This is a genomic window from Leifsonia sp. AK011 (assembly GCF_013410945.1).
In the GTDB taxonomy this organism is placed as follows: Bacteria; Actinomycetota; Actinomycetes; order Actinomycetales; family Microbacteriaceae; genus Rhodoglobus.
The window spans coordinates 1,228,269-1,249,033 of the sequence record NZ_JACCCH010000001.1 but is presented as its reverse complement, the minus strand read 5'-3'; the positions used below and the strand labels follow the sequence as shown (position 1 = coordinate 1,249,033).

The following is a 20,765-nucleotide window of genomic DNA, read 5'->3' as shown; positions in this document are numbered from 1 at the left end:
AGCGCACGAAGCGTCGCTGAGCGACGTCCGACTCAACCGGCCGTGTGGAACTTGAGCTGGGCAGCTGGGAGGCCCTCGGTGGCGATGAGCTCGACGGCATCCGCTGCATCGACGAGGAGGTTGGGGAGGGTCTGGCGCTCGTCGGCGGAGAAGTCGCGGAGCACGAAGTCCGCCGCGGGCTGGCGGCCCGGGGGGCGGCCGATGCCGATGCGCACACGAGTGAAGTCGCCGGAGCCGAGGTGGGCGATCGTGTCACGGATTCCGTTGTGGCCACCGTGACCGCCACCGAACTTCAGCCGAACGGTGTCGAAGGGGATGTCGAGCTCGTCGTGCAGAACGATGAGACGCGAGGGTTCGAGCTTGTAGAACTTGAGCAGCGCGGAGATCGGGCCACCGGACAGGTTCATGTAGGTGTTCGGCTTCGCCAGCACGAAGCGCGGCCCACCGGGCGTGGTGCGACCCTCCGCCACAGCGGCATTCGCCTTGTGGTTCTTGAAGGTCGCCGACACGCGGTCGGCGAGCTCGGCCAGCACCATCTGGCCGACGTTGTGGCGATTTCCGGCGTAGCCGGGCCCGGGGTTACCGAGCCCGGCCACAAGCCAGATGTCGTCCACGAGGGAGTACCGAGAGGAGTGTGTTACTCCGCGGCCTCGTCGGCGTCGACGCCAGCAGTGGCGCCGGCCTCGGCCGAAGCGGCATCCGCTGCCTCGTCGTCTGCCGACGCAGCCTTCGGAAGGGTGATGCCGACAACGAGCAGCTCGGGGTCGGAGAGGAGCGAGGCGCCCTTGGGCAGCTCGACGTCCTTGGCGAGCACGTGTGCGCCCTCCTCGAGTCCCTCGATCGAGACGGAAACGCTCTCGGGGATGTGGGTTGCCTCAACCTCGAGCGAGAGGGTGTTGGCATCCTGCATCGCGAGCGTGCCGGGGTAGGACTCACCGACGAGGTGCACGGGCACGTCAACGGTGACCTTCTCGCCCTTGCGGACGACGATGAGGTCGATGTGCTCGATGATCTGGCGCACCGGGTCCTTCTGCACGTCCTTCACGAGCGCGAGCTGGATGGCACCGGCGATGTCGAGCTCCAGAACCTGGTTCGACTTGCGCAGGATGAGCGCGACCTCGTGGCCCGGGAGGGTCACGTGCTGGGGCTCGGTGCCGTGGCCGTAGATGACCGCGGGGATCTTGCCCGTGGCACGGATGCGGCGAGCCGCGCCCTTGCCGAACTCGGTGCGGCTCTCGGTGATGAGGTGGTTGCTGACTTCTTCAGCCATGTCTGTGTCTCCTTGCGGGCGTCTGCCCAGTCTGTTGTTTCAACTCGAACGCATGCCAGCGTGAGGAAAAGCCTTGGGCTCGCCCACCGCGTCGATTACGGAATCACCGGGGATTCCCTCGCCGAAGTTCAGTCCATGAGTTTACACGGATGCCACCCCGGCGCGCACCGGCGTCCGCTTCGGGAGCGCGGAGCGGCACAGCTCCCACACCGGTGGCGGAAGCTACGCTCATAGGGTGCTGGGCAGTCTTCACGAGCGTGTGTTGAACGGGGTGGGGCGACTCATCGTCTCCGGCGACCTCGCCCCCGGCGACACCATGCACGCCGAGCACGCCGAGAAGCAGTTCGGGGTCTCCCGCTCGGTGGTTCGGGAGGCGGTGCGGGTACTCCAGAACCTCGGTCTCGTCGAGACGGTCAAGCGAGTCGGCATCCGGGTGCTCCCGATGTCGCACTGGAACCTCTACGACCCCCTGGTGATCCGTTGGCGCCTGGCGCAGGACCCGAACGGCGCCCAGCTGCGATCACTGACCGAACTGCGGAGCGCCGTGGAACCCCGCGCCGCCGAGCTCGCCGCGCGCTTCGCCAACGACAGCATCACCGCGGAGCTTCTCGGCCTTGCCGCGCGCATGAGGTCCGTCGGCCGCGAGGGCAACCTCGAGCTCTTCCTCCAGCTCGATATCCAGTTCCACAGCCTCGTCCTGGCCGCGAGCGGCAACGAGATGTTCGCGAAACTCGACAGTGTCATCGCCGAGGTACTCACGGGGCGCACCGAGCTCGGGCTCATGCCGCAGCATCCCCACGAGGAGGCACTGCAGTGGCACGTCGACGTCGCCGACGCGATCCAGGGTGGCCGACCGGCAGATGCCGCGGCGGCGATGGAGCGCATCATGACGCGCACGGCTCGCGAGGTCGAGAAGATCTGGGCCGAGGAGCCCCGCGTGTACCTGGAGCGCTAGTCGCCGAAGCGCAGGAGCACCTTGCCGCTCAGCGACGAGTCACGCGCGGTCGCGAACGCCTCGAGTGCGTCGGATGCCGCGAACTCGTGGGTCACGATGGGCTCCACCCGTAGGCTCCCGTCGGCCAGCGCACCGATGACCTCGTCGATCTCATCGTTGAACCGGAAGGATCCCACGAGCTCCAGTTCCCGCGTGATCGCGAGCGAGATGAGCGCGGGCTGTTCGCCGGAGGGCAAGAGGCCGACCATGACGACCCGGCCTCCGCGCACGGCGCCGCGAACGGCGGACGCCAACCCGCGAGGGCTACCTGACGACTCGAACACGATGTCTGCCTCCGCGGCGGAGATCGCATCGACATCGGTGGCGACGATGGTGCTCGTCGCGCCCACCGCGGTCGCGATCTCCAGCGGCTTCTCGTGCATGTCCACGGCCACGATCTCGGCGGCACCGGCTCTGCTGGCAACCGCGATGATGAGCGCACCGATGGGCCCCGAGCCGATCACGAGCACCTTCCTGCCACGGACGTCGCCCGCGCGTTCCACCGCGTGCCACGCGACGCTCGCGGGCTCGACGATGGCCGCCTCGCGCAGCGCCAGGGAGTCGGGCAGGGTACGCAGCATCCGACTGGGGAGCACGGCGAACTCGGCGAAGGCCCCCTCGGTGTGCGGCACACGGGCCGCGCTGCCGAGGTAGGTGACGCCGGGCGAGAGGTTCGGCCGGTCCGCGGGGTACCGCGCGCCAGTGCCGCCGGGGGTCGCGGGATGCACGGCAACCCGGATTCCCACGGCAGGGCCGCTACCGTCGGCTGCCGCCCGTACAACCGTGCCGACGACCTCATGGCCGAGGATCATGGGTGCCTTGAGGATCGACTCCCCCGCCGCGCCGTGCTGCCAGTAGTGCAGGTCGGAGCCGCACACGCCGCCGTACGCGATCTGCACGATCGCCTCGTCCGGTTGCGGGCCGCGTACAGCGATCGAGTCGACCCGGAGGTCGTCCTTCGCGTGCGCGACAACCGCGAGCGTGCGTGCGGGAATGGCCATGGTTGTCACTCGACTCTCTGTAGGTGTTGCGGACTTAGACGACGACCGTCATGCCGCCATCGATGAAGATGACCTGGCCGGTGACGAAGTCGGATGCATCGGACGCGAGCCACACGGCGGGCCCGCCGAGGTCACGTGGTGTGCCCCAGCGGTGCGCTGGTGTGCGCCCGATGATCCACGAGTTGAACTGCTCATCGTCGACGAGCGCTTGCGTCATCTCCGTGTGGATGTAGCCGGGCGCGATCGCGTTGATCTGCAGGCCACCGCCCGCCCACTCCGCCGTCATCGCCCTGGTGAGGTTGCGGATGCCGCCCTTCGACGCCGTGTAGGGCGCGATCGTCGGCCGGGCGAGATCGGTCTGCACCGACGCGATGTTGATGATCTTGCCCTCGCCTCGCGCAAGCATGGCCCGCGCGACCTCGCGGCCAACGAGGAAGGCGCTCGTGAGGTTGGTCGTCATGACCCGGTTCCAGTCGTCCACCGAGAGGTCGAGCAACGGCTCCCGGTGCTGGATGCCCGCGTTGTTGACAAGGATGCGGAGGGGGCCGACGGAACGCTCGAGCTCCTCCACCGCCTCGGCCACCGCCGGGGCATCCGTCACGTCGAAGGCGCGCGCGTGCACCCGGTCGTCGCCATAGGTCGCGGCGAACTCGGCGCGGGTGGCTTCGAGCCGTGCCTCATCGAGACCGTTGAGCACGACCGTGGCGCCGGCGTCGGCGAGGGCCGTGGCGATGACACGACCGATGCCCCGACTCGAGCCGGTGATGAGCGCGATACGCCCGGTGAGGTCGAACAGCGTCGAGGTCACGGTGCCGCCGGGAACAGGCCTGCGATGAGGAAGATCGCGAGGGCCAGCACGAATCCGATGACGGCGATGAGCGCCTGGCCAACCGTCCAGGTGCGCAGCGTGGTCTGGGTGTCCATGCCGAAGAACCGGCTGACGAGCCAGAAGCCGGAGTCGTTGACGTGCCCGGCGAAGACCGATCCGGCCGCGAGCGCGAGCACGATGGCGGCGAGCTCGACGGGGTTGAGGCTCGTGTCCGCCTGCACGACCGGCTGCACGAGGGCAGCAGCCGTCGTCAGCGCGACGGTCGCCGAACCCTGCGCCACGCGCACGATGGCCGCAATCACGAAGCCCGCAACGATCAGGGGAAGGCCGATCGCGTCGAGCGTCTCGGCGAGGCTCTCGCCGATACCGCTGGCGCGAAGCACGCCACCGAACATTCCACCAGCACCCGTGATCAGGATGATGGAACACACCGGGCCGAGCGCGCTGTCCACGATCGTCTCGACGAGCGAGGGGCGCTTGCGCGGCTTCCAGCCGAGCAGCCACATCGCGAAGAACACGGTGATGAGAAGCGCGATCGGAGTCTCACCGAGGAGACGCAGCACCTGGACGAAACCGTTCTCGAGCGAGACGACGCCTGCTGTCGCGAGGGCGTTGAGCCCCGTGTTGAGGAAGATGAGGCCGAGCGGCAGCACGAGCAGGAAGACAATCGTGCGCAGCCTCGGCGTCGACTTGAACTCGGAGACGTTGGGGTCGTCGGCCTTGCCGAACAGGATGTCGGGAATCGCGATGTCGAAACGCTTGCCGGTCCAGGTGCCGAACTTGTAGCCGACGATGTACCAGGTCGGGATGGCGATGAGGAGACCGAAGATCAGGACGAGGCCGACGTCGGCCCCGAGCAGGCCCGTCGCGGCGACCGGACCGGGGTGCGGCGGAACGAAGATGTGCATGACCGAGAACGCCACAGCGGAGGGGAACGCGTAGAAGAGGAGCGAGCCGCCGAGCTTGCGCGCCACCGAGAAGATGATCGGCAGCATCACGACGAGTCCCGCGTCGAAGAAGATCGGGAACCCCATCATGAGCGAGGCCACCGCGAGGGCGAGCGGTGCACGTTTCTCGCCGAATCGCTTGATCAGCGCATCCGTGAGCACTTGGGCCCCACCGCTCGTCTCGAGCATGCGCCCGAGCATCGCGCCAAGGCCAACGAGGAGCGCGACCGTGGCGAGGGTGCCACCGAAGCCCGTCGTCAGCGTGGGCACGATCTGTCCGGCCGGAATGCCCGTGGCGATCGCCGTGGCGAAGCTCACCACGATGAGCGCGAGGAATGCGTGGATCCTCGCGCCGATGATCAGCACGAGAAGGAGTGCGATCGCGCCTGCCGCGATCGTGAGGAGAGCCCAGGTGGGCAGCTCCCAGTTGAGTACGAGGTCGTTCATCGCTGTCCTAACGTCGGTGTTACGAACCCTTGACGAACTTCTCGTCGAGGGTTTCGGTGATGAACCGGATCATCTGTTCCGGAGTCTGGGCGAGGTCGACGACGATTCCGCGCTCGTCATCGGCCAGAGGTTCGAGGGTCGCGAACTGCGAGTCGAGAAGGCTGTTGGGCATGTACTCGTGGTGGCGGTGCGCCTGGCGTTCCGCGATCACCTCGCGCGACCCGGCGAGGTGCACGAAGACGGTGCTCGGTGCGTGCGCGATGAGGAGCGACCGGTACGAGCGCTTGAGCGCGGAGCAGGCGACGATGATCGATACGCCGTCGGCGAGTTCAGCACCGACGCGGTCGGCGATGATCTCGAGCCACGGCGCGCGATCCTCGTCGTTGAGCGGGTGGCCAGCGGCCATCTTCTCCTTGTTCGCGCGGGGATGCAGGTCGTCTCCGTCGATGAAGGGCATTCCGAGTTCGACGCCGAGCGCTTGCCCGATCGTTGATTTTCCGGATCCGGAGACGCCCATGACGATGAGGGGTGGGTATGTCGGTTTCACGGTGTCCATTCAGTCGACGCTTCTTTACGTCTGATCTCAACTGCCAGAATAACCCAATAAGTCAGACTTAAACGCAAGTTTACCAGCGCGCCGAAGTGGCCTCCAGCACTTGCGAAATGCCGGAGCGTGTGGAAGTGGGCCCGTCAGTCGCGGGGAATGACGACGTGCAGCGGTGGGAGTCCCTGCGCCAGGCGCTCGACCTGCGCCCGCAGGAGCACGTCGACATGGTGGTCCATGGCACCGGTGTCGCCACCCACATGGGGTGTGATGAGCACGCCCGGGAGCGACCACAGGGGATGATCCGACGGCAGCGGTTCCGGGTCTGTCACATCAAGGGCAGCGAGGATGCCACGGTCGGAGACGGCCCGCACGAGTGCCCCGGTATCGATGACCGCCCCCCGCGAGACGTTGACCACGAGGGCCCCCGGCCTGAGGTGCTGGAGCAGATCGTCGCCGACCAGTCCCCTGGTGTCGTCCGTCAACGGCACCGCGATGATGACGATGTCCGCCTCGGGGAGAAGTGCCGGGAGTTCATCCATCCCGTGCACGCGTCCGAGCTCGGACTCGCGAGCGGTGCGTGCGACGAGTGCGACGGACACGTCGAAGGGCGCGAGGCGCCGTGCCGTGGCGGCGCCCACTCCCCCCACGCCGATGAGCACGACGTTCGAGCGCTGCAGGCCCGGCTGCCTGGTGTGTTCCCAGGCGCCCTTCACCTGCGCATCGCGGAACGCCGGGAAGCCACGTCGCGCGGCGAGTGTCAGGGCGACGGCAAGCTCCGCCGTGGATGCCTCGTGCACACCCACCGCGTTGCAGAACGTGATTCCGGCCGGAAGGTGGTCGGCGACCTCGTCGTACCCGAGCGACTGGGACTGGACCACCGAGACTGCTTCGGGGGACAGCCCGGCGAGCGCCTGCGCAGGGAGGAAGTAGCGCGCCAGTAGCAGGTCGATGTGACGGTCGAACGGTGCATCCCCGATGTCCCACACGACGACCTCGGCACCTGGGAGCGTTCCCACCCTCTCGCGGATTGCTTCTGAGGGCACGGCGACGACCACGGAAGGTAACGACATCCGTCCAACGTACTAGCCTGTATGCGGGTTTCCCTTGGCGTTCCGCGCCTTTTCCTGCAGTCGCACAGGTGCGACGAATGAACCCAGCAGCAGTCACATCAGACCCCTAGGAGATTTACGTGGCACAGGCAAACATCGGCGTCGTCGGCCTCGCGGTGATGGGCAGCAACCTCGCCCGCAACCTCGCGAGCCGTGAGGGCAACACGGTCGCCGTGTACAACCGCACGTACGCTCGCACCGAGACCCTCCTCGAGGAGCACCCCGAGGCGAACTTCGTGGCCTCCAAGACCATCCAGGAGTTCGCGGACTCGCTCGCCAAGCCGCGCACGGCCCTCATCATGGTCCAGGCAGGCCGCGGCACGGACGCCGTGATCGACGAGCTCGTCTCCGTCTTCGAGCCGGGCGACATCATCGTCGACGGTGGAAACGCACTCTTCACCGACACGATCCGTCGCGAGAAGGCCGTTCGCGAGACCGGCATCAACTTCGTCGGTGCCGGCATCTCCGGTGGCGAGGAGGGTGCCCTGCTCGGCCCGTCGATCATGCCCGGTGGGTCGGATGAGGCGTGGCAGACGCTCGGACCGATCCTCAAGTCGATCGCTGCCGTTGCCGAGGGCGAGCCCTGTGTCACCCACGTCGGCCACGACGGTGCTGGACACTTCGTCAAGATGATCCACAACGGCATCGAGTACGCCGACATGCAGCTCATCGCCGAGGCCTACGACCTCATCCGTCGCGGCACCGGCAAGACGCCTGCCGAGATCGCCGAGATCTTCGCCGAGTGGAACAAGGGCGAGCTCGAGAGCTACCTCATCGAGATCACCGCCGAGGTGCTCAAGCAGGTCGACGCCGAGACCGGCAAGCCCCTCGTGGACATCATCCTCGACCAGGCCGGCAGCAAGGGCACGGGCGTCTGGACGGTGCAGACCGCCCTCGACCTCGGCATCCCCGTCTCGGGTATCGCCGAGGCCGTGTTCGCCCGCTCGCTCTCGTCGAAGCCCGCGCAGCGCGCCGCGTCATCCGCTCTCCCCGGCCCGGACGAGAACGCCTGGAAGCCCGCCGACGCTGACGCCTTCATCGAGGGTGTGCGTCTCGCGCTCTACGCCTCGAAGGTCATCGCCTACTCGCAGGGCTTCGACGCGATCGTCGCCGGCGCCGAGCAGTACGGCTGGGACATCAAGAAGGGCGAGATCGCGAAGATCTGGCGCGGTGGCTGCATCATCCGTGCCCGCTTCCTCAACCGCATCACCGAGGCGTACGAGGAGAACCCTGGCCTGGTCGCCCTCGTGACCGCCCCATTCTTCGTGGACGTCATGGCCCAGGCCCAGACCGCGTGGCGCAACGTCGTCGCGGATGCAGCGCACGCCGGCATCCCGACCCCCGCGTTCTCGAGCTCGCTCGCCTACTACGACGGTCTCCGCGCCGACCGCCTGCCCGCTGCCCTCGTGCAGGGCCAGCGCGACTTCTTCGGTGCGCACACCTACAAGCGCGTCGACAAGGACGGCACCTTCCACACCCTGTGGAGCGGCGACCGCAGCGAAATCGAGTCGGAGGGCTCCTCGCACTGACCCAGATGCAACGAAAGGGGGAGGCGCTTCGGTGTCTCCCCCTTTTTTGCTGGCGTGGACTTGTGCCAGTGGCACATTAATCCGCTAGTGTGAGGTTCACCACCGCCGCGGTGGCATCCCTCCTGCATGAAAGCGAGAATCGCCTTGGCCAGCCTCCCGACTCTTCCGTCAGCCGCCGACTGCGTGGCGCTGGCGAACACGGGCTCTGAGCCCCTCCTCCCGCTCATCGCCGTGGGCGTTGTCGCGCTCGTCATCGGTGCTGTGGTCTTCGCGTTCTCGCGCGGCGGTCTGCGTCGTGGTGGCGCTGCGCTCGGTCTCGTCGTTCTTCTCGCCGCGGGAGGTGGACTTGCGGCCGCTGGCCCCGTTGCACCGGCCTCTGCGGCAACTGCATGCATCGACTACAGCCTCTCGGCCGAGCTCGTCTCGCCGGACTCGATCGACTCCGGCGACGCCGTCGTCACCGAGTTCACGATCACCAACGTGGGCGCCCTTGCTGGCACGCCTCCTGTGGTGGTGAGCATCCCGAAGCTCGAGGGTTTTGGTGGTCCGACCTACTTCACCGGCACCGACTGGACGGTCGACGATTCCGATGCCGCGTTCTACTACTTCACCTTCTCCGGGGCGCTTCCGAAGGGTGCGACGTCGACCGTCGCGTCCTTCAGCTTCACACTCACGACAGCCGACACCGAAGGACCGGAATCCTTCAGCTACCCCGTCTCCATCGTCACCGGCTCCGGCGGCGACTCGAACACGGCGAACAACACCGTAACCCTCGACGTCATCGCCAACGGCGCGTTCGACTACGGGATCGAGGGAGTCATCTCTCCCGAGACTGCCGAGATCCCCCTCCAGAGCGGCGGCACCGCCCAGGTCACGTTCTCGGTGGAGAACCTCTCGACCCGCGCGGGCACTGGCCCCATCCGGGTCATCGTTCCCATCAAGTCGGGCATGTCGAACCCGGCGCTCGCCGCGGGCAACACGGGGTGGACTCTCGAGGTCGAGGGCGGCTACTACTGGATCTTCACCTACGACACGGCGCTGGATGCCGGTATGCACACGGGCGACGGAGTTTTCACGTTCACCGGAAGCAACGGCAACTCGTCGCCCGTCGTGATCGATGTCATGCCATACGTGGAGCCGGGGGGAACCGATTCAAGCAATGACTCCATCACCCTTCCGCTGAAGGTGGACGGAATCGTCGCCTAGCGCAGAGCACGCTCCAGGGCATCAGCCTGGCGCCGGTTACCCAGGGTCTCAAACCCGACCACGGGCACTGCCGGCGCCAGGGTGAGCACCACGAGGCAGACTCCGATCGACGCGCCGAACGCTGCGAGCGCAGTAGCCAGAGCGAGCACGACGAGGGTTCCGACGAACAGCATGACGTGGAACGGGTCGTTCTCACGGAACAGGTACGCGTAGATCAGAAGTGCCCCGACCGTGAACAATGCCACGGGTATCGCAACGGAGAGCACAACACCGAGCACGCCGATCTCCGACTCACCCTCGATCACGTAGGCGGCGACGTGCAGTCCGGCCCCCATAGCCGTGATCGCGGCGAAGATCACGATGTGGGCGTACCCCCAGACGAACGACCGCTCGCGATGGCGCGCGAGGAGTGCGCCGGCTGGCAGCATGAAGTACACCCACCAGATGCCCAGGGCCAGGCCCACGCCTGCCACCACCACGAGAATCGCCTCGGTGCTCCACTCCTGGCGCTCCACGAGCGCGGAGACCGATGTCACCGTGCCGAGGATGACCTCACCCAGCGCGATGATCGCGAGGAGGCCGTACCGCTCGGCGATGTGGTGCGGATGCCACGGGGTGCCGCCATCCTTGCGCTCGGCCAACACCGGCCCTGTGAACTCCACGACGAAGAGCAGCACGGAGAAGACAAGCGTCAGACCGGTGGGGAGATCCAGGATGGCCACGACGATCCACCCCACCTGGGCGAGACTCACCCACAGCGCGTAGGTCAGGGCGACACGTCGCCGCGCGGGATCCTGCTTGGCGGCACGCAGCCACTGCGCCACGAGGGCGACGCGCATGACTACGTAGCCCGCAACGACCACCCGGTTGTCGACGTGCGCACCCTCCTCGAGGGAGTGGAAAAGCGGAGCGAGCCCCAGCGCGAGCACGATGACACCCACCATCTGGACCATCGTGGTCACCCGATAGAACCAGTCGTCGGTGTCGAACGCCGAGGCGAACCAGGTGAAGTTGATCCACGCCCAGCACACCGCGAACATCGCGAAGGTGAATCCGAGCACACCCTCTCCGACGTGACCCACGGCGATGAGGTGCGCCAACTGGTCGGAGGCAAACCCGAAGGCGACGACGAACGTCAGATCGAAGAGCAGCTCGAGGGGCGTCGCAGCCCGGTGCGGCTCGTGAGGATCGCGACCGACCATGCGTCGCAGCCGAAAGGAACGAGGTGCGGTGGGCGTGGGGGTGCCGTTCATGCGCCCATACTGCCACCGGACGGCATCGGCTCCGGGCATCCTCCCCGGTGGCGGTGAGACAATGTCCCCGTGGAAGACGACGAGCCGGAGCTGGCCGGTTACGAACCCCACGAGCGTCCTCTCCGCGGACCGCGGCTTCGGCTGATCATGCGCGTGACGGTGGTGCTCGGGCTGGTGGCGCTCGTGCTGCCGGGCATCCTCATCACCCTCGGTACCGCCAACCGCACGGCGATCCGGGCGTGCGCCATCTACGCCGCCTACTACGCCCCCGAGGCGATCGCCTCGGACGCCAGGTTCGAGGTCAGGATGGACCCCGGGATCGGGTGGAACTGCTACGCGCGCAACTTCGACGGCACCGAGGTGGTGCTCGCGCACCTCGGTCTCATCCCGGGTGCGGTGACGCTGCCGTCGGGGCCGATCGAATCGACCTGAGCGCGACCGGCGCTACTGCGTGGCGGCCGTGAGCGAGTCGCGGACCTTCTTGCGCAGCACCTTGCCGATGAGTGACTTGGGAAGCTCGTCCACGGCGATCACACGACGCGGCACCTTGTAGGGCGTCAGGTGCTCGCGGGCCAGTTCGCGGATGCCAGCCTCATCGAGTTCGGCGCCGGGCGCGAGCACGACGGCCGCAACCACGTCCTCGCCGGAGTGCTCACTGGGAAGACCCACGACCGCGACATCGGCCACGCTCGGGTGGCGACGCAGGACCTCCTCGACCTCGCTCGGGGCCACGTTGAACCCGCCCGTGATGATGAGCTCCTTGATGCGGTCGACGATCGAGACGAAGCCGTCGGGGTCGATCGTCACGATGTCGCCCGTGCGGAACCAGGGTGCACCACCGTGGGGGTCCGCGACGAACACCGCCGCGGTCTCCTCGGGCTTCTTCCAGTAGCCGCTGAACACCTGAGGACCACGGACGACGAGCTCGCCCTCTTCACCGGGAGCGCGGTCCACGGTCGGGTTCTCGGGATCGACGACGCGCAACTCGGTGCTCGGAAGAGGCAGTCCGACGGTCCCCGCACGGCGGGTCGGTCCGACCGGGTTCGCCATGAGGACCGGGCTCGTCTCCGAGAGGCCGTATCCCTCGACGAGATAGCCGCCCGTGCGGGCCTCCCAGGGGTCGACGACCGCGGCGGAGAGCGGCATAGCTCCCGAGATCGCAATCGTGATGCCCTTGAGGGAGACGCCCTTCTCGTCCGCGGCCTTCGTGAGGCGCTCGTAGATCGGCGGCACCGCGGGAAGGAATGTCGGCGGATGCTTCTTGATGACGGGCAGCACGAGGTCCGGGTCGAACCGCGGGAAGAGCACGAGGCGCGAGCCCATGCTCATCGCGAAGGTGAGGCAGAGGGTGAGGCCGTACGCGTGGAACATCGGCAGCACGGCATAGACGACGGCCTTGCCGCGCGTGACGCCGGGAACCCACGAGCGCGCCTGGGCGGCGTTCACGAGCAGGTTCGCGTGGGTGAGCGTGGCACCCTTCGGAACGCCGGTCGTGCCCGACGTGTACTGGATGAGCGCGACATCCTCGGAGACCGGGCGGATGATACGGCTCTCGATCGGCGGGGACTTCAGCATCTCCTCCCACGGGATCGTGCCGCGAACGCTCGTCGTGAGGGCGGCGCGGGACTCGCGGGCCTTCGCGATCGGCAGCCGAAGCAGTGCACGGGTGGTGAAGGGCATGGCACGTGTGAGGTCTACCGAGATGATCGTCTCGACCGCGACATCCGCCGGGAACTCCTGGATCGTCTCGACGACCTTGTCCCAGGAGATGACGACGCGGGCACCGTGGTCCTCGAACTGGTGGCGCAGTTCGCGCGGGGTGTAGAGCGGGTTGTGCTCGACGACGATCGCGCCGAGGCGCAGGATCGCGTAGAAGGCGACGATGTGCTGCGGACAGTTCGGCAGCACCAGGGCGACGGGGTCACCCTTCTGGACGCCGAGCAGCCGCAGCCCCTCGGCCGCACGGTCGATCTGCTCGAGCATCTCGGTGTACGTCGCGGTGCGCCCGAAGAACTCGAGCGCGACGTTGGTCGGGAACTCGCTGGCGGATGCCGCGACCAGGTCGTACAACGACCCGTCCGGCGTCTCGATCTCCGCCGGCACCCCCTCGGCGTAGGACGTGATCCAGGGACGCGGGGGCGAGTAGTCCGTCATGCGGCTCCATCGAACATGGAGGTCACCGATCCGTCATCGAAGACCTCGTGGATGGCCCGGGCGATCAGCGGCGCGATCGGCAGGATGGTGAGGCGATCCCAGCGCTTCTCCTCCGGAATGGGGAGGGTGTCGGTGACGACAACCGAGTCGATCGCCTCGCTCTGCAGGATCTCGACCGCGGGCGGGGAGAACACCGCGTGGGTCGCCGCGACGACCACGTTGGTGGCGCCAGCCGCCTTGAGCGCCTCGGCTGCCTTGACGATGGTGCGGCCCGTGTCGATGAGGTCATCGACGAGGAGGCAAACGCGCCCCTCGACTTCACCGACGATCTCGTGCACGGTGACCTGGTTGGGCACCAGCGGGTCGCGGCGCTTGTGGATGATCGCGAGCGGGGCGCCGAGCTTGTCGCTCCAGATGTCGGCGACGCGCACGCGGCCCATGTCGGGGCTCACGACCGTGAGGGTCGAGGGGTCGAGCTGCTTCTGGAAGTGCTCAAGCAGGACGGGCATCGCGAACAGGTGGTCGACGGGGCCGTCGAAGAAGCCCTGGATCTGCGCGGCGTGCAGGTCGACACTCATGATGCGATCGGCACCGGCGGCCCTGTACAGGTCGGCGACGAGACGGGCGCTGATGGGCTCGCGACCGCGGCCCTTCTTGTCCTGTCGCGCGTAGGGGTAGAACGGGCTCACGACCGTGATGCGCTTGGCGGATGCCCGCTTGAGCGCGTCCACCATGATGAGCTGCTCCATGAGCCACTCGTTGATGGGGCTCGTGTGCGACTGGATGACGAACGCGTCGCAGCCACGGACGCTCTCGTCGTAGCGGGCGTAGATCTCGCCGTTGGCGAAGGTACGGGCATCCGTGTGGACGAGGTCGGAACCGAGCTCCTCCGCGATGTCGATGGCCAGCTGGGGGTGAGCCCGCCCGGTGACGATCACCAGTCGTTTTTCACCGGAGATCTTGATCTCGGACACTATGCCTGCTTCCTGCCCACGACGGCGTCTATCGGGGGTAATTCTACGGTGCTGGCGTCATGCGTTTCCGTCGAGAATCTCGACGAGGTCATCGACGAGTTCGAAGTCCTTCACGTTACGGGTGAGGAGGGGGACGCCGAGGGTGAGAGCTTGGGCTGCGAGCAGGATGTCGGTACTCCTGGCATGGGCGGGGCGGGTACGTGCCACTCTCTCAGCCACGATGCCGAAGCTCGCGGCATCCGACTCCTCGAACGGGATCCACTCGAACCGGGACCGGTAGACCGTAAGCCGCCGGGTGCGCTCCGCACGGATGGCGGCTGACCGTGCCATCTGGATGCCGAACTCCAGCTCGGCGAGACACAACGAACTGGAGCCGAGGACTGCGCCCGGCCAGCGCTCGGGCGGGTCGATCAGCACGCTCGTGTCGAGAAGGATCACGACTCGCGTTCCCACGGGTCGACGAGCGGATCATTGTCGCGGATGGCGCGTGCCTCCGCCGCCCACCCTGTCGTGTCGACAGGAATCTCTGCGAGCGCACTCGCGAGTTCCTCCGCGGGGACCCAGCGCCGCCTGGGCATCTCGTAGGGAACCAAGCGAGCAGCAGGGCGTCCCTGAACCGTGATCGTGATGGTCTCTCCGCGCTCCGCGCGAGCAACCACCTCGCTCGGGTTCTGCTTGAGTTCACGCAGTCCGACGCTGTTCATGGGACGAGCCTACGGCAGATGTAGCACAAGAGCTACAGTTCTACTCGCCCGCTTCCTCCGCCGCTTTCGCGGCCGCCGTGCCGGGGCGGTTGGCCGCAACCCAGCCGGGCATGTTGCGCTGGGATGCCGCGGTGATGGCGAGCGCGCCAGCCGGGACATCCTTGCGCACGACCGTGCCGGCGCCCGTGTAGGCACCGTCGCCGATGGTGACGGGGGCGACGAATACGTTGTGCGAACCGCTGCGCACGTGCGAGCCCACCACGGTGGACGACTTGTTGACCCCGTCGTAGTTGGCGGTGATCGTTCCGGCCCCGATGTTGGACTGCTCCCCCACCGTCGTGTCGCCGATGTAGCTCAGGTGCGGAACCTTGCTGCCCGCGCCGATCCTCGAGTTCTTCGTCTCGACAAACGTGCCGATCTTGCCGTCCGCACCGAGGTACGTTCCGGGACGGAGGTAGGCGAAGGGGCCGACACTCGCGTTCTCGCCGATCACGGCGAGCGTGGCATCCGTACGCTTCACGGTGGCGCCTGGCCCGACCTCGGTGTCCACAAGGGTCGTGTCGGGTCCGATCGTGGCGCCCGTCTGCACGAGGGTCGCGCCCTTGAGCTGCGTGCCGGGGAGGATCTCGACGTCGGGGGCGAGCGTGACATCCGCGTCGATCCAGGTCGTCGTCGGATCCTGAATGGTCACGCCCTCGCGCTGCCAGCGCTGCACGATGAGCTGGTTCATGCGTCGGCCGGCTTCGGCCAGCTGTACGCGGTCGTTGACACCGGAGACCATCCAGCCCTCGGCCACCGGCATGGCCGAGACCTCGGCACCGGATGCCCGGAGCAGCCCGATCACGTCGGTGAGGTACTTCTCGCCCTGGGCGTTCGAGGCCCCCACGAGCGCGAGCTGCTGGCGGAGGGGCGAGACGCGGAAGACGTAGGTGCCCGAGTTGATCTCGGTGATCGCGAGTTCCTCGGGGGTCGCGTCGGACTGCTCCACGATGCGGTCGAGCTCGCCGGACGCGCCACGCACGAGACGGCCGTAGCCCGTGGCATCCTCCATGATCGCGCTCAGGAGCGTCGCTGCCGCCGCGGCGGTGCGGTGCTGGGCGAGGAGCGCGCCGAGCGTCTCCGCATCGAGCAGGGGAACGTCCCCCGAGACGACGACGACGTCGCCGTCGAAGTCCTCGGGCAGCGCAGCGATCGCCACCTCGACGGCGCGGCCGGTGCCGGGGATCTCGTCCTGGTCGACGATGATGGCGCTCGGCATGAGTTCGGCGATCGTCGCCACGACGGTGTCGCGCTCGTGCCGCACGACCGCGATGACGTGGCTCGGGGCGAGCTGGCCGGCAGTCGCGAGCACGTGTCCGATAAGGCTCCTGCCGGCGAGCGAGTGCAGCACCTTCGGCCTGCTCGACTTCATACGCGTGCCCTGGCCCGCGGCGAGAACGACGACGGCGAGATTCTGGTCGGTCATGTGGCTATTCTTCCTTCTTCGGTGCGCGCACGCTCCGCACTCCGGCCCGCGCAGCAATCTGCTGGGGGGCGCTCAGGAGGGCCCGCTTCCACGGCGCCACCCCCTCGATCTCGATCTGCAGCGAGAAGCTCAGGATCGTGCGGATGAGCACGATGATGCCGAGGATCACGGCATCCGTGAGGCTCGGGGTGGATGTCACGGTGCGGACGAGATCGGCGGCGACGAGGATCTCGAGCCCGAGCAGGATCGACAGCCCGATCGAGTCGCGCAGGGTGGTGAAGGCGGCGTGGCCATCGTGTGATCGCGACCAGGTGCGGATGCCGAGCACGAAGGCCACCACGAAACCCACGACCATCGCCACGACACCAGCGATCTCGAAGACGTGCGTGACGGTTTCGAAGAACGTCTCCATCGTGTGCCCTTCCCCCGCGAAAACCCTCACCCTGTGGTGGCTGGAGCTCGCTCCGCCTCCAGGATTCGAACCTAGACCTAACAGCTCCAAAGGCTGTCGTGCTGCCATTACACCAAGGCGGACCGCGCGATTGCGCCCCCTAAGTCTGCCAGAGCCGCGATACTGGACGGATGCCCACCAGCGACGAAGTAGATCGGATCGTCGAGGCGTGGTCGCGTGAGCGCAGCGATCTGGACTTCTCGCCCCTGCAGGTGCTCAGCCGCGTCAGACGCCTCGCGCGTCATCTCGAGCGCGCCCGCCGAGCAGCCTTCGGCGCATCCGACCTCGAGACGTGGGAGTTCGACGTGCTCTCCGCCCTCAGACGGGCTGGTAGCCCCTACCAGTTGAGCCCCAAGGCGCTCCTCCAACAGACGCTCGTCTCGAGTGGAACCATGACCAACCGCATCGACCGGCTCGTGAGCCGCGGGCTCGTGGAGCGCCGCACCGACCCGAACGACGGCCGCGGCATCCTCGTCATGATGACCGCCGAGGGCCGCGAACGGGTGGATGCCGCGATCAGCACGCTGCTCACAGCGGAGGCCGAACTGCTCGAGCGCCTGAGCGCGACCGACCAGGAACGCCTGAGTGCGCTGCTGCGCAAGCTCAGCATCGACTTCGACGCTGCAGCGGACGACTAGGGCGACCGCTAGTAGCGGCGACTCATGCGGCCCGTGATGAAGTTCACGGGGAAGAGCGCGAACCAGAACCACATGGCGATGCCGCCGTCCCACAGGAGCGCGATGGGTATCGAGGCCCAGAACACGAGCGGGACGGTCAGCTGGTTGAGACGCACCCAGCGGAACAGCCCCTCGTCGACGGCCTTGTCGACCATCCCCTTCGAGTACGCGTACTGCCAGGTCGCCCACTGCAGGGCGCTCAGGAGGCCGACCACGAACGCGTAGAGCGCGACCGCAGGAGCCTGGCCGCTGTAGGAGCTGAGGAGGCTCGTCGGGAACGGCAGCAGCGCGACGAAAAACAGCAGCACGAGGTTGAGCAGCAACAGCACGGGATCGTGGGTCTTGATGACCCGGTAGCGGCGGTAGTGGGCCACCCAGTTGATGGCGATGATCGTGAACGACAACGCGTACGCGAGGAAGTTCGGCCAGAGACCGAGGAGAACCTCTCCTGCGGTACCGTCCCGGTCCTCCGGCACAGCAAGGTCGATCACGAGGAGCGTCATGGCGATGGCGAAGACGGCATCGCTGAAGAACACCATGCGCTCGGTGTCTGAGCCGTCATCGAAGATGCGGCGATATCGTGAGCGGACGTCGGACATGTAGCTAGATTAGCCACGTGCCCGTAGCCGAGGACCTGACAGCACCCACCCGCGAGCGAACGCTCAATCCGCTCCTCGACGGCCTCGGCCGCAGTGCGAGGGCTCACGAGCACCGGCTGCTCAGCGCAGCTCGCCCCGCGCTCCCGTACCTCAACTGGCTCGGGATGCTCGCCCGCCCGATTATGAAGGTGCCAGGTCTCGGCTGGATAACCTCCGACCCGCTCACCGCCCGCGCGGTACTCAACGACCCCGACCACTTCACCCTCCTGAGCGAGGGCGGCGTAGGCCATCTCTGGGCCCAGATCCTCGGCGACTGGGTCTACGACCTCTTCGACGGCCCAGGCCACTACGACCTCCGCACCCGCAGTCGCGAGCTGTTCACCGAGCGCACGAGCGCGACCTTCGTCGAGCACGCCTGGGGTGGTCGACTCGACTCCGCGAGAACGGCCTTCGAAGCGGGCGAGCCCATCGACCTCGCCGACCTCAGCCGCATCCTCGTGGGCCAGATGGTCGTCACCCTGCTCGGGTTGCCGGTGGAGGCCAGTCGAGGGGATGCCGCGTACCGGGAGATCTTCGAGACCGGCGAGGAGCTGGCATCCATCGCCCTCGGCACGACCGCCGACACGGTGCTGCCGCCCGAGAAGATCGCGACGGCCCGGGCGATCGTGGAGCGACTGACCGGACACATCGACGCCGTCTTCGCGACCGCCTCGGGCGACACCATCATCGGGCGCTGCCGTGACCTCGGGCTCTCGATCACCGAGACGAAGGGCCTGTCGACGCTGCTCATGGTGGCGGGCACGGAGACGGCGGCCTCCGCGATGGCGAGGATGGCTGCGCTCCTGTACGACTCCGGCGAGCAGCACCGGCTCATCGAGAACCCCAAGCTGCGGGAGAACGCCGTGCGCGAGGCGCTGCGCGTGACATCCCCCGCCCCACTCATCGGGCGCTCGGTGCTCGCCGACCTGGAGATCGGCGGGCGCACGCTGCGGGCGGGCGAGCGCATCATGGTGCTCACGTGGACTGCCAACAACCTCGCGGGTGAGTACCGGGTCGACCGGCCGTACATCCCGCAGAACCGGCAGCTGTGGTTCGGGGCCGGGCGGCACCTGTGCCTCGGTGGGCCTCTCGCGCGGGCCGAGCTCGACGCGGTCCTCGGGATGCTCGTCGGCGATGGCCGACCGTTCCGCATCGTGTCGCGCCGCTACGGTCGCAAAGTGCTCATCCCGGCGTACGCGTCGCTCGTCGTGCAGAAGGCCTGAGGCGCCCCAACCCCCGCGAGAAAGCACTTACTGAGGGTGTTGCGTCGGAAGAGCCCCGACAAGTGGCTTTTCGCGGGGGTTAGTCGTGGGTGGGATGCTCGTGCTCGGCGTGCGCGGCGAGCTCCAGTTGGAACGTGGAGTGCTCGATCTGCACGTCGAAGTGCTTCGCGACGCATCCCTGCAGCTGGTCGAGCATGCGGGGGGCATGTCCGTCGTAGAAGCACGTGTCGTCGACGACGACGTGCGCGGTGAGCACGGGTAGTCCCGTCGCGATCTGGCTCACGTGCAGGTCGTGCACCGACTGCACGTGCGGAACCTCGAGCAGGTGGGTGCGCACGGCGTCGAGGTCGAGCCCCCTCGGGGTGGACTCGAGCAGCACGTTCGTGGTGTCCCGCAGGAGGATGACCGCGCGCGGGATGATGAGCAGTCCGATCAGGACGGCCGCGATCGCGTCCGCGAGCTGGAAACCCGTGACCGCGATAACAATGGCCGCGACGATGACGGCGACCGAGCCGAGCGCGTCGTTCAGCACCTCGAGGAACGCCGCGCGCATGTTCATGTTGGCGGTGCGCCCCGAGGCGAGCACGATGATCGCGGCGACATTGCCGAGCAGGCCGATCACACCGAAGATGACGAGCTCGCCACCGACGATCTCGGGCGGCTCGAAGAAACGTCGCACCGCCTCGATGAGCACAAAGACACCGACCGCCAGCAGGATGGCAGCCTGGGCCGTTGCGCCGAGCACCTCGGCGCGGTCCCATCCCCACGTGCGTCGTGCGGTGGCGGGGCGGGAGGCGAGGGATGCAGCGGCAAGCGCGATCGCGAGGCCACCGGCATCCGTCAGCATGTGGGCAGCATCGACGAGGAGCGCGAGGCTACCCGTGATCGCGGCACCGATGAGCTCGGCGATGAGCACGACCGCGGTGATGCCGAACGCGATCGCGAGGCGACCACGCCCGGAGGACGCGGCGCCGTGATCGTGGTCGTGACTCATCAGCAGCACTCCGGGTCGTGGGTGGCGGCCGCGTCATCCACCTGGAGCACGACCTGCAGCAGGTCGCTGAGCGCGTGCGCGATGAGCGGATCGGAGATCTCGTAGCGGGACTGCCGACCCTCCGGCTCGACCACGACGATGCCGCAGTCGCGGAGGCAGGCGAGGTGATTGGAGACGTTCTGGCGGGTCAGATCCAGTTCGGCGGCAAGCGCGGCCGGGTAGCTCGGTGCCTCGAGGAGACGCAACAGGATGCGTGACCGCGTCGGGTCCGCCATGGCACGACCGAGCCGGTGCATGACCTCAAGCTTCGAAGCAACCGTCAACATACCTCGACAGTACAGCGTTCGCTGTAC

The 20,765-nt window shown here is 67.5% G+C and carries 23 protein-coding genes and 1 tRNA gene; 6 read left to right on the top strand and 18 right to left on the bottom strand.

Going from position 1 to position 20,765, the window contains the following annotated elements; translation table 11 throughout:
* Window positions 1–32: 32 nt before the first annotated feature.
* Together pth and HDC94_RS06135 are read right to left on the bottom strand one after the other, a co-directional pair.
* Window positions 33–614 (bottom strand): aminoacyl-tRNA hydrolase, encoded by a 582-nt coding sequence (gene pth, locus HDC94_RS06140; RefSeq protein ID WP_179495856.1) that lies wholly within the window; start codon window positions 612–614, stop codon window positions 33–35.
* A 23-nt stretch (window positions 615–637) separates the two neighbouring features.
* Window positions 638–1,270 carry a 50S ribosomal protein L25/general stress protein Ctc gene (locus HDC94_RS06135; protein WP_179495854.1) on the bottom strand — a complete coding sequence of 211 codons (633 nt, stop codon included), beginning with the start codon at window positions 1,268–1,270 and terminating at the stop codon, window positions 638–640.
* 235 nt (window positions 1,271–1,505) lie between these two features.
* Between HDC94_RS06135 and HDC94_RS06130 the strand changes: the two genes are divergently transcribed.
* A complete protein-coding gene (locus tag HDC94_RS06130; RefSeq protein ID WP_179495852.1) occupies window positions 1,506–2,225 on the top strand; it encodes a FadR/GntR family transcriptional regulator in 720 nt (239 codons plus the stop codon).
* On the opposite strand, the gene HDC94_RS06125 is transcribed toward HDC94_RS06130, so the two are convergent.
* From HDC94_RS06125 to HDC94_RS06105, 5 genes are all read right to left on the bottom strand, one after another.
* Window positions 2,222–3,265 (bottom strand): L-idonate 5-dehydrogenase, encoded by a 1,044-nt coding sequence (locus tag HDC94_RS06125; RefSeq protein WP_179495850.1) that lies wholly within the window; start codon window positions 3,263–3,265, stop codon window positions 2,222–2,224. The two genes, HDC94_RS06130 and HDC94_RS06125, sit on opposite strands and share 4 nt — an antisense overlap.
* Before the next feature lie 34 nt (window positions 3,266–3,299).
* Complete coding sequence (locus HDC94_RS06120; protein WP_179495849.1) at window positions 3,300–4,073, bottom strand: glucose 1-dehydrogenase; 774 nt, start codon at window positions 4,071–4,073, stop codon at window positions 3,300–3,302.
* Window positions 4,070–5,488, bottom strand: coding sequence for a GntP family permease (locus tag HDC94_RS06115; RefSeq protein ID WP_179495848.1), 1,419 nt, complete (start codon window positions 5,486–5,488; stop codon window positions 4,070–4,072). The genes HDC94_RS06120 and HDC94_RS06115 overlap by 4 nt, the downstream gene beginning before the upstream one ends.
* 19 nt (window positions 5,489–5,507) lie before the next feature.
* Window positions 5,508–6,044 carry a gluconokinase gene (locus HDC94_RS06110; protein WP_218870478.1) on the bottom strand — a complete coding sequence of 179 codons (537 nt, stop codon included), beginning with the start codon at window positions 6,042–6,044 and terminating at the stop codon, window positions 5,508–5,510.
* Between the two features lie 134 nt (window positions 6,045–6,178).
* Window positions 6,179–7,105: an NAD(P)-dependent oxidoreductase gene (locus HDC94_RS06105; protein WP_179495847.1), complete on the bottom strand. Its 927-nt coding sequence runs from the start codon at window positions 7,103–7,105 to the stop codon at window positions 6,179–6,181.
* 119 nt (window positions 7,106–7,224) lie between these two features.
* On the opposite strand from HDC94_RS06105, the gene gndA reads away from it, so the two are divergent.
* Window positions 7,225–8,673, top strand: coding sequence for an NADP-dependent phosphogluconate dehydrogenase (gene gndA, locus HDC94_RS06100; RefSeq protein ID WP_374757264.1), 1,449 nt, complete (start codon window positions 7,225–7,227; stop codon window positions 8,671–8,673).
* Between the two features lie 144 nt (window positions 8,674–8,817).
* Window positions 8,818–9,879 carry a hypothetical protein gene (locus HDC94_RS06095; protein WP_179495846.1) on the top strand — a complete coding sequence of 354 codons (1,062 nt, stop codon included), beginning with the start codon at window positions 8,818–8,820 and terminating at the stop codon, window positions 9,877–9,879.
* Here HDC94_RS06095 and HDC94_RS06090 read toward each other — a convergent pair.
* A complete protein-coding gene (locus HDC94_RS06090) occupies window positions 9,876–11,132 on the bottom strand; it encodes a low temperature requirement protein A (protein WP_218870476.1) in 1,257 nt (418 codons plus the stop codon). The two genes, HDC94_RS06095 and HDC94_RS06090, sit on opposite strands and share 4 nt — an antisense overlap.
* Window positions 11,133–11,201: 69 nt before the next feature.
* Between HDC94_RS06090 and HDC94_RS06085 the strand changes: the two genes are divergently transcribed.
* Window positions 11,202–11,564, top strand: a complete 363-nt coding sequence (locus tag HDC94_RS06085) for a hypothetical protein (RefSeq protein ID WP_179495845.1) — start codon at window positions 11,202–11,204, stop codon at window positions 11,562–11,564.
* A gap of 12 nt (window positions 11,565–11,576) precedes the next feature.
* Here HDC94_RS06085 and HDC94_RS06080 read toward each other — a convergent pair whose 3' ends face one another.
* From HDC94_RS06080 to HDC94_RS06050, 7 genes are all read right to left on the bottom strand, one after another.
* Window positions 11,577–13,286, bottom strand: a complete 1,710-nt coding sequence (locus HDC94_RS06080) for a long-chain-fatty-acid--CoA ligase (RefSeq protein ID WP_179495844.1) — start codon at window positions 13,284–13,286, stop codon at window positions 11,577–11,579.
* Entirely contained in the window at window positions 13,283–14,260 is a 978-nt protein-coding gene (locus tag HDC94_RS06075; protein ID WP_179495843.1) for a ribose-phosphate diphosphokinase, read from the bottom strand. The genes HDC94_RS06080 and HDC94_RS06075 overlap by 4 nt, the downstream gene beginning before the upstream one ends.
* Window positions 14,261–14,317: 57 nt before the next feature.
* Entirely contained in the window at window positions 14,318–14,698 is a 381-nt protein-coding gene (locus HDC94_RS06070; protein ID WP_179495842.1) for a PIN domain-containing protein, read from the bottom strand.
* A complete protein-coding gene (locus tag HDC94_RS06065; RefSeq protein ID WP_179495841.1) occupies window positions 14,695–14,964 on the bottom strand; it encodes a type II toxin-antitoxin system Phd/YefM family antitoxin in 270 nt (89 codons plus the stop codon). The genes HDC94_RS06070 and HDC94_RS06065 overlap by 4 nt, the downstream gene beginning before the upstream one ends.
* 40 nt (window positions 14,965–15,004) lie before the next feature.
* Entirely contained in the window at window positions 15,005–16,429 is a 1,425-nt protein-coding gene (gene glmU / locus HDC94_RS06060) for a bifunctional UDP-N-acetylglucosamine diphosphorylase/glucosamine-1-phosphate N-acetyltransferase GlmU (RefSeq protein WP_179495839.1), read from the bottom strand.
* A 4-nt stretch (window positions 16,430–16,433) separates the two neighbouring features.
* Window positions 16,434–16,841: a DUF1622 domain-containing protein gene (locus HDC94_RS06055; RefSeq protein ID WP_179495837.1), complete on the bottom strand. Its 408-nt coding sequence runs from the start codon at window positions 16,839–16,841 to the stop codon at window positions 16,434–16,436.
* A gap of 50 nt (window positions 16,842–16,891) precedes the next feature.
* Window positions 16,892–16,963: transfer RNA gene (locus HDC94_RS06050), tRNA-Gln, on the bottom strand.
* A gap of 48 nt (window positions 16,964–17,011) precedes the next feature.
* Here HDC94_RS06050 and HDC94_RS06045 point away from each other — a divergent pair.
* Window positions 17,012–17,518, top strand: a complete 507-nt coding sequence (locus HDC94_RS06045) for a MarR family winged helix-turn-helix transcriptional regulator (protein ID WP_179495835.1) — start codon at window positions 17,012–17,014, stop codon at window positions 17,516–17,518.
* Window positions 17,519–17,526: 8 nt separating this feature from the next.
* On the opposite strand, the gene HDC94_RS06040 is transcribed toward HDC94_RS06045, so the two are convergent.
* Entirely contained in the window at window positions 17,527–18,156 is a 630-nt protein-coding gene (locus HDC94_RS06040; protein ID WP_179495833.1) for a TMEM175 family protein, read from the bottom strand.
* Between the two features lie 17 nt (window positions 18,157–18,173).
* Here HDC94_RS06040 and HDC94_RS14780 point away from each other — a divergent pair, with 17 nt between their 5' ends.
* Entirely contained in the window at window positions 18,174–19,418 is a 1,245-nt protein-coding gene (locus tag HDC94_RS14780; RefSeq protein ID WP_218870474.1) for a cytochrome P450, read from the top strand.
* Window positions 19,419–19,497: 79 nt separating this feature from the next.
* Here the strand turns inward: HDC94_RS14780 and HDC94_RS06030 are convergent, their stop codons facing one another.
* Together HDC94_RS06030 and HDC94_RS06025 are read right to left on the bottom strand one after the other, a co-directional pair.
* Entirely contained in the window at window positions 19,498–20,412 is a 915-nt protein-coding gene (locus HDC94_RS06030; RefSeq protein ID WP_179495831.1) for a cation diffusion facilitator family transporter, read from the bottom strand.
* Window positions 20,412–20,738 (bottom strand): helix-turn-helix transcriptional regulator, encoded by a 327-nt coding sequence (locus HDC94_RS06025; RefSeq protein ID WP_179495829.1) that lies wholly within the window; start codon window positions 20,736–20,738, stop codon window positions 20,412–20,414. The genes HDC94_RS06030 and HDC94_RS06025 overlap by 1 nt, the downstream gene beginning before the upstream one ends.
* Window positions 20,739–20,765 lie beyond the last annotated feature (27 nt).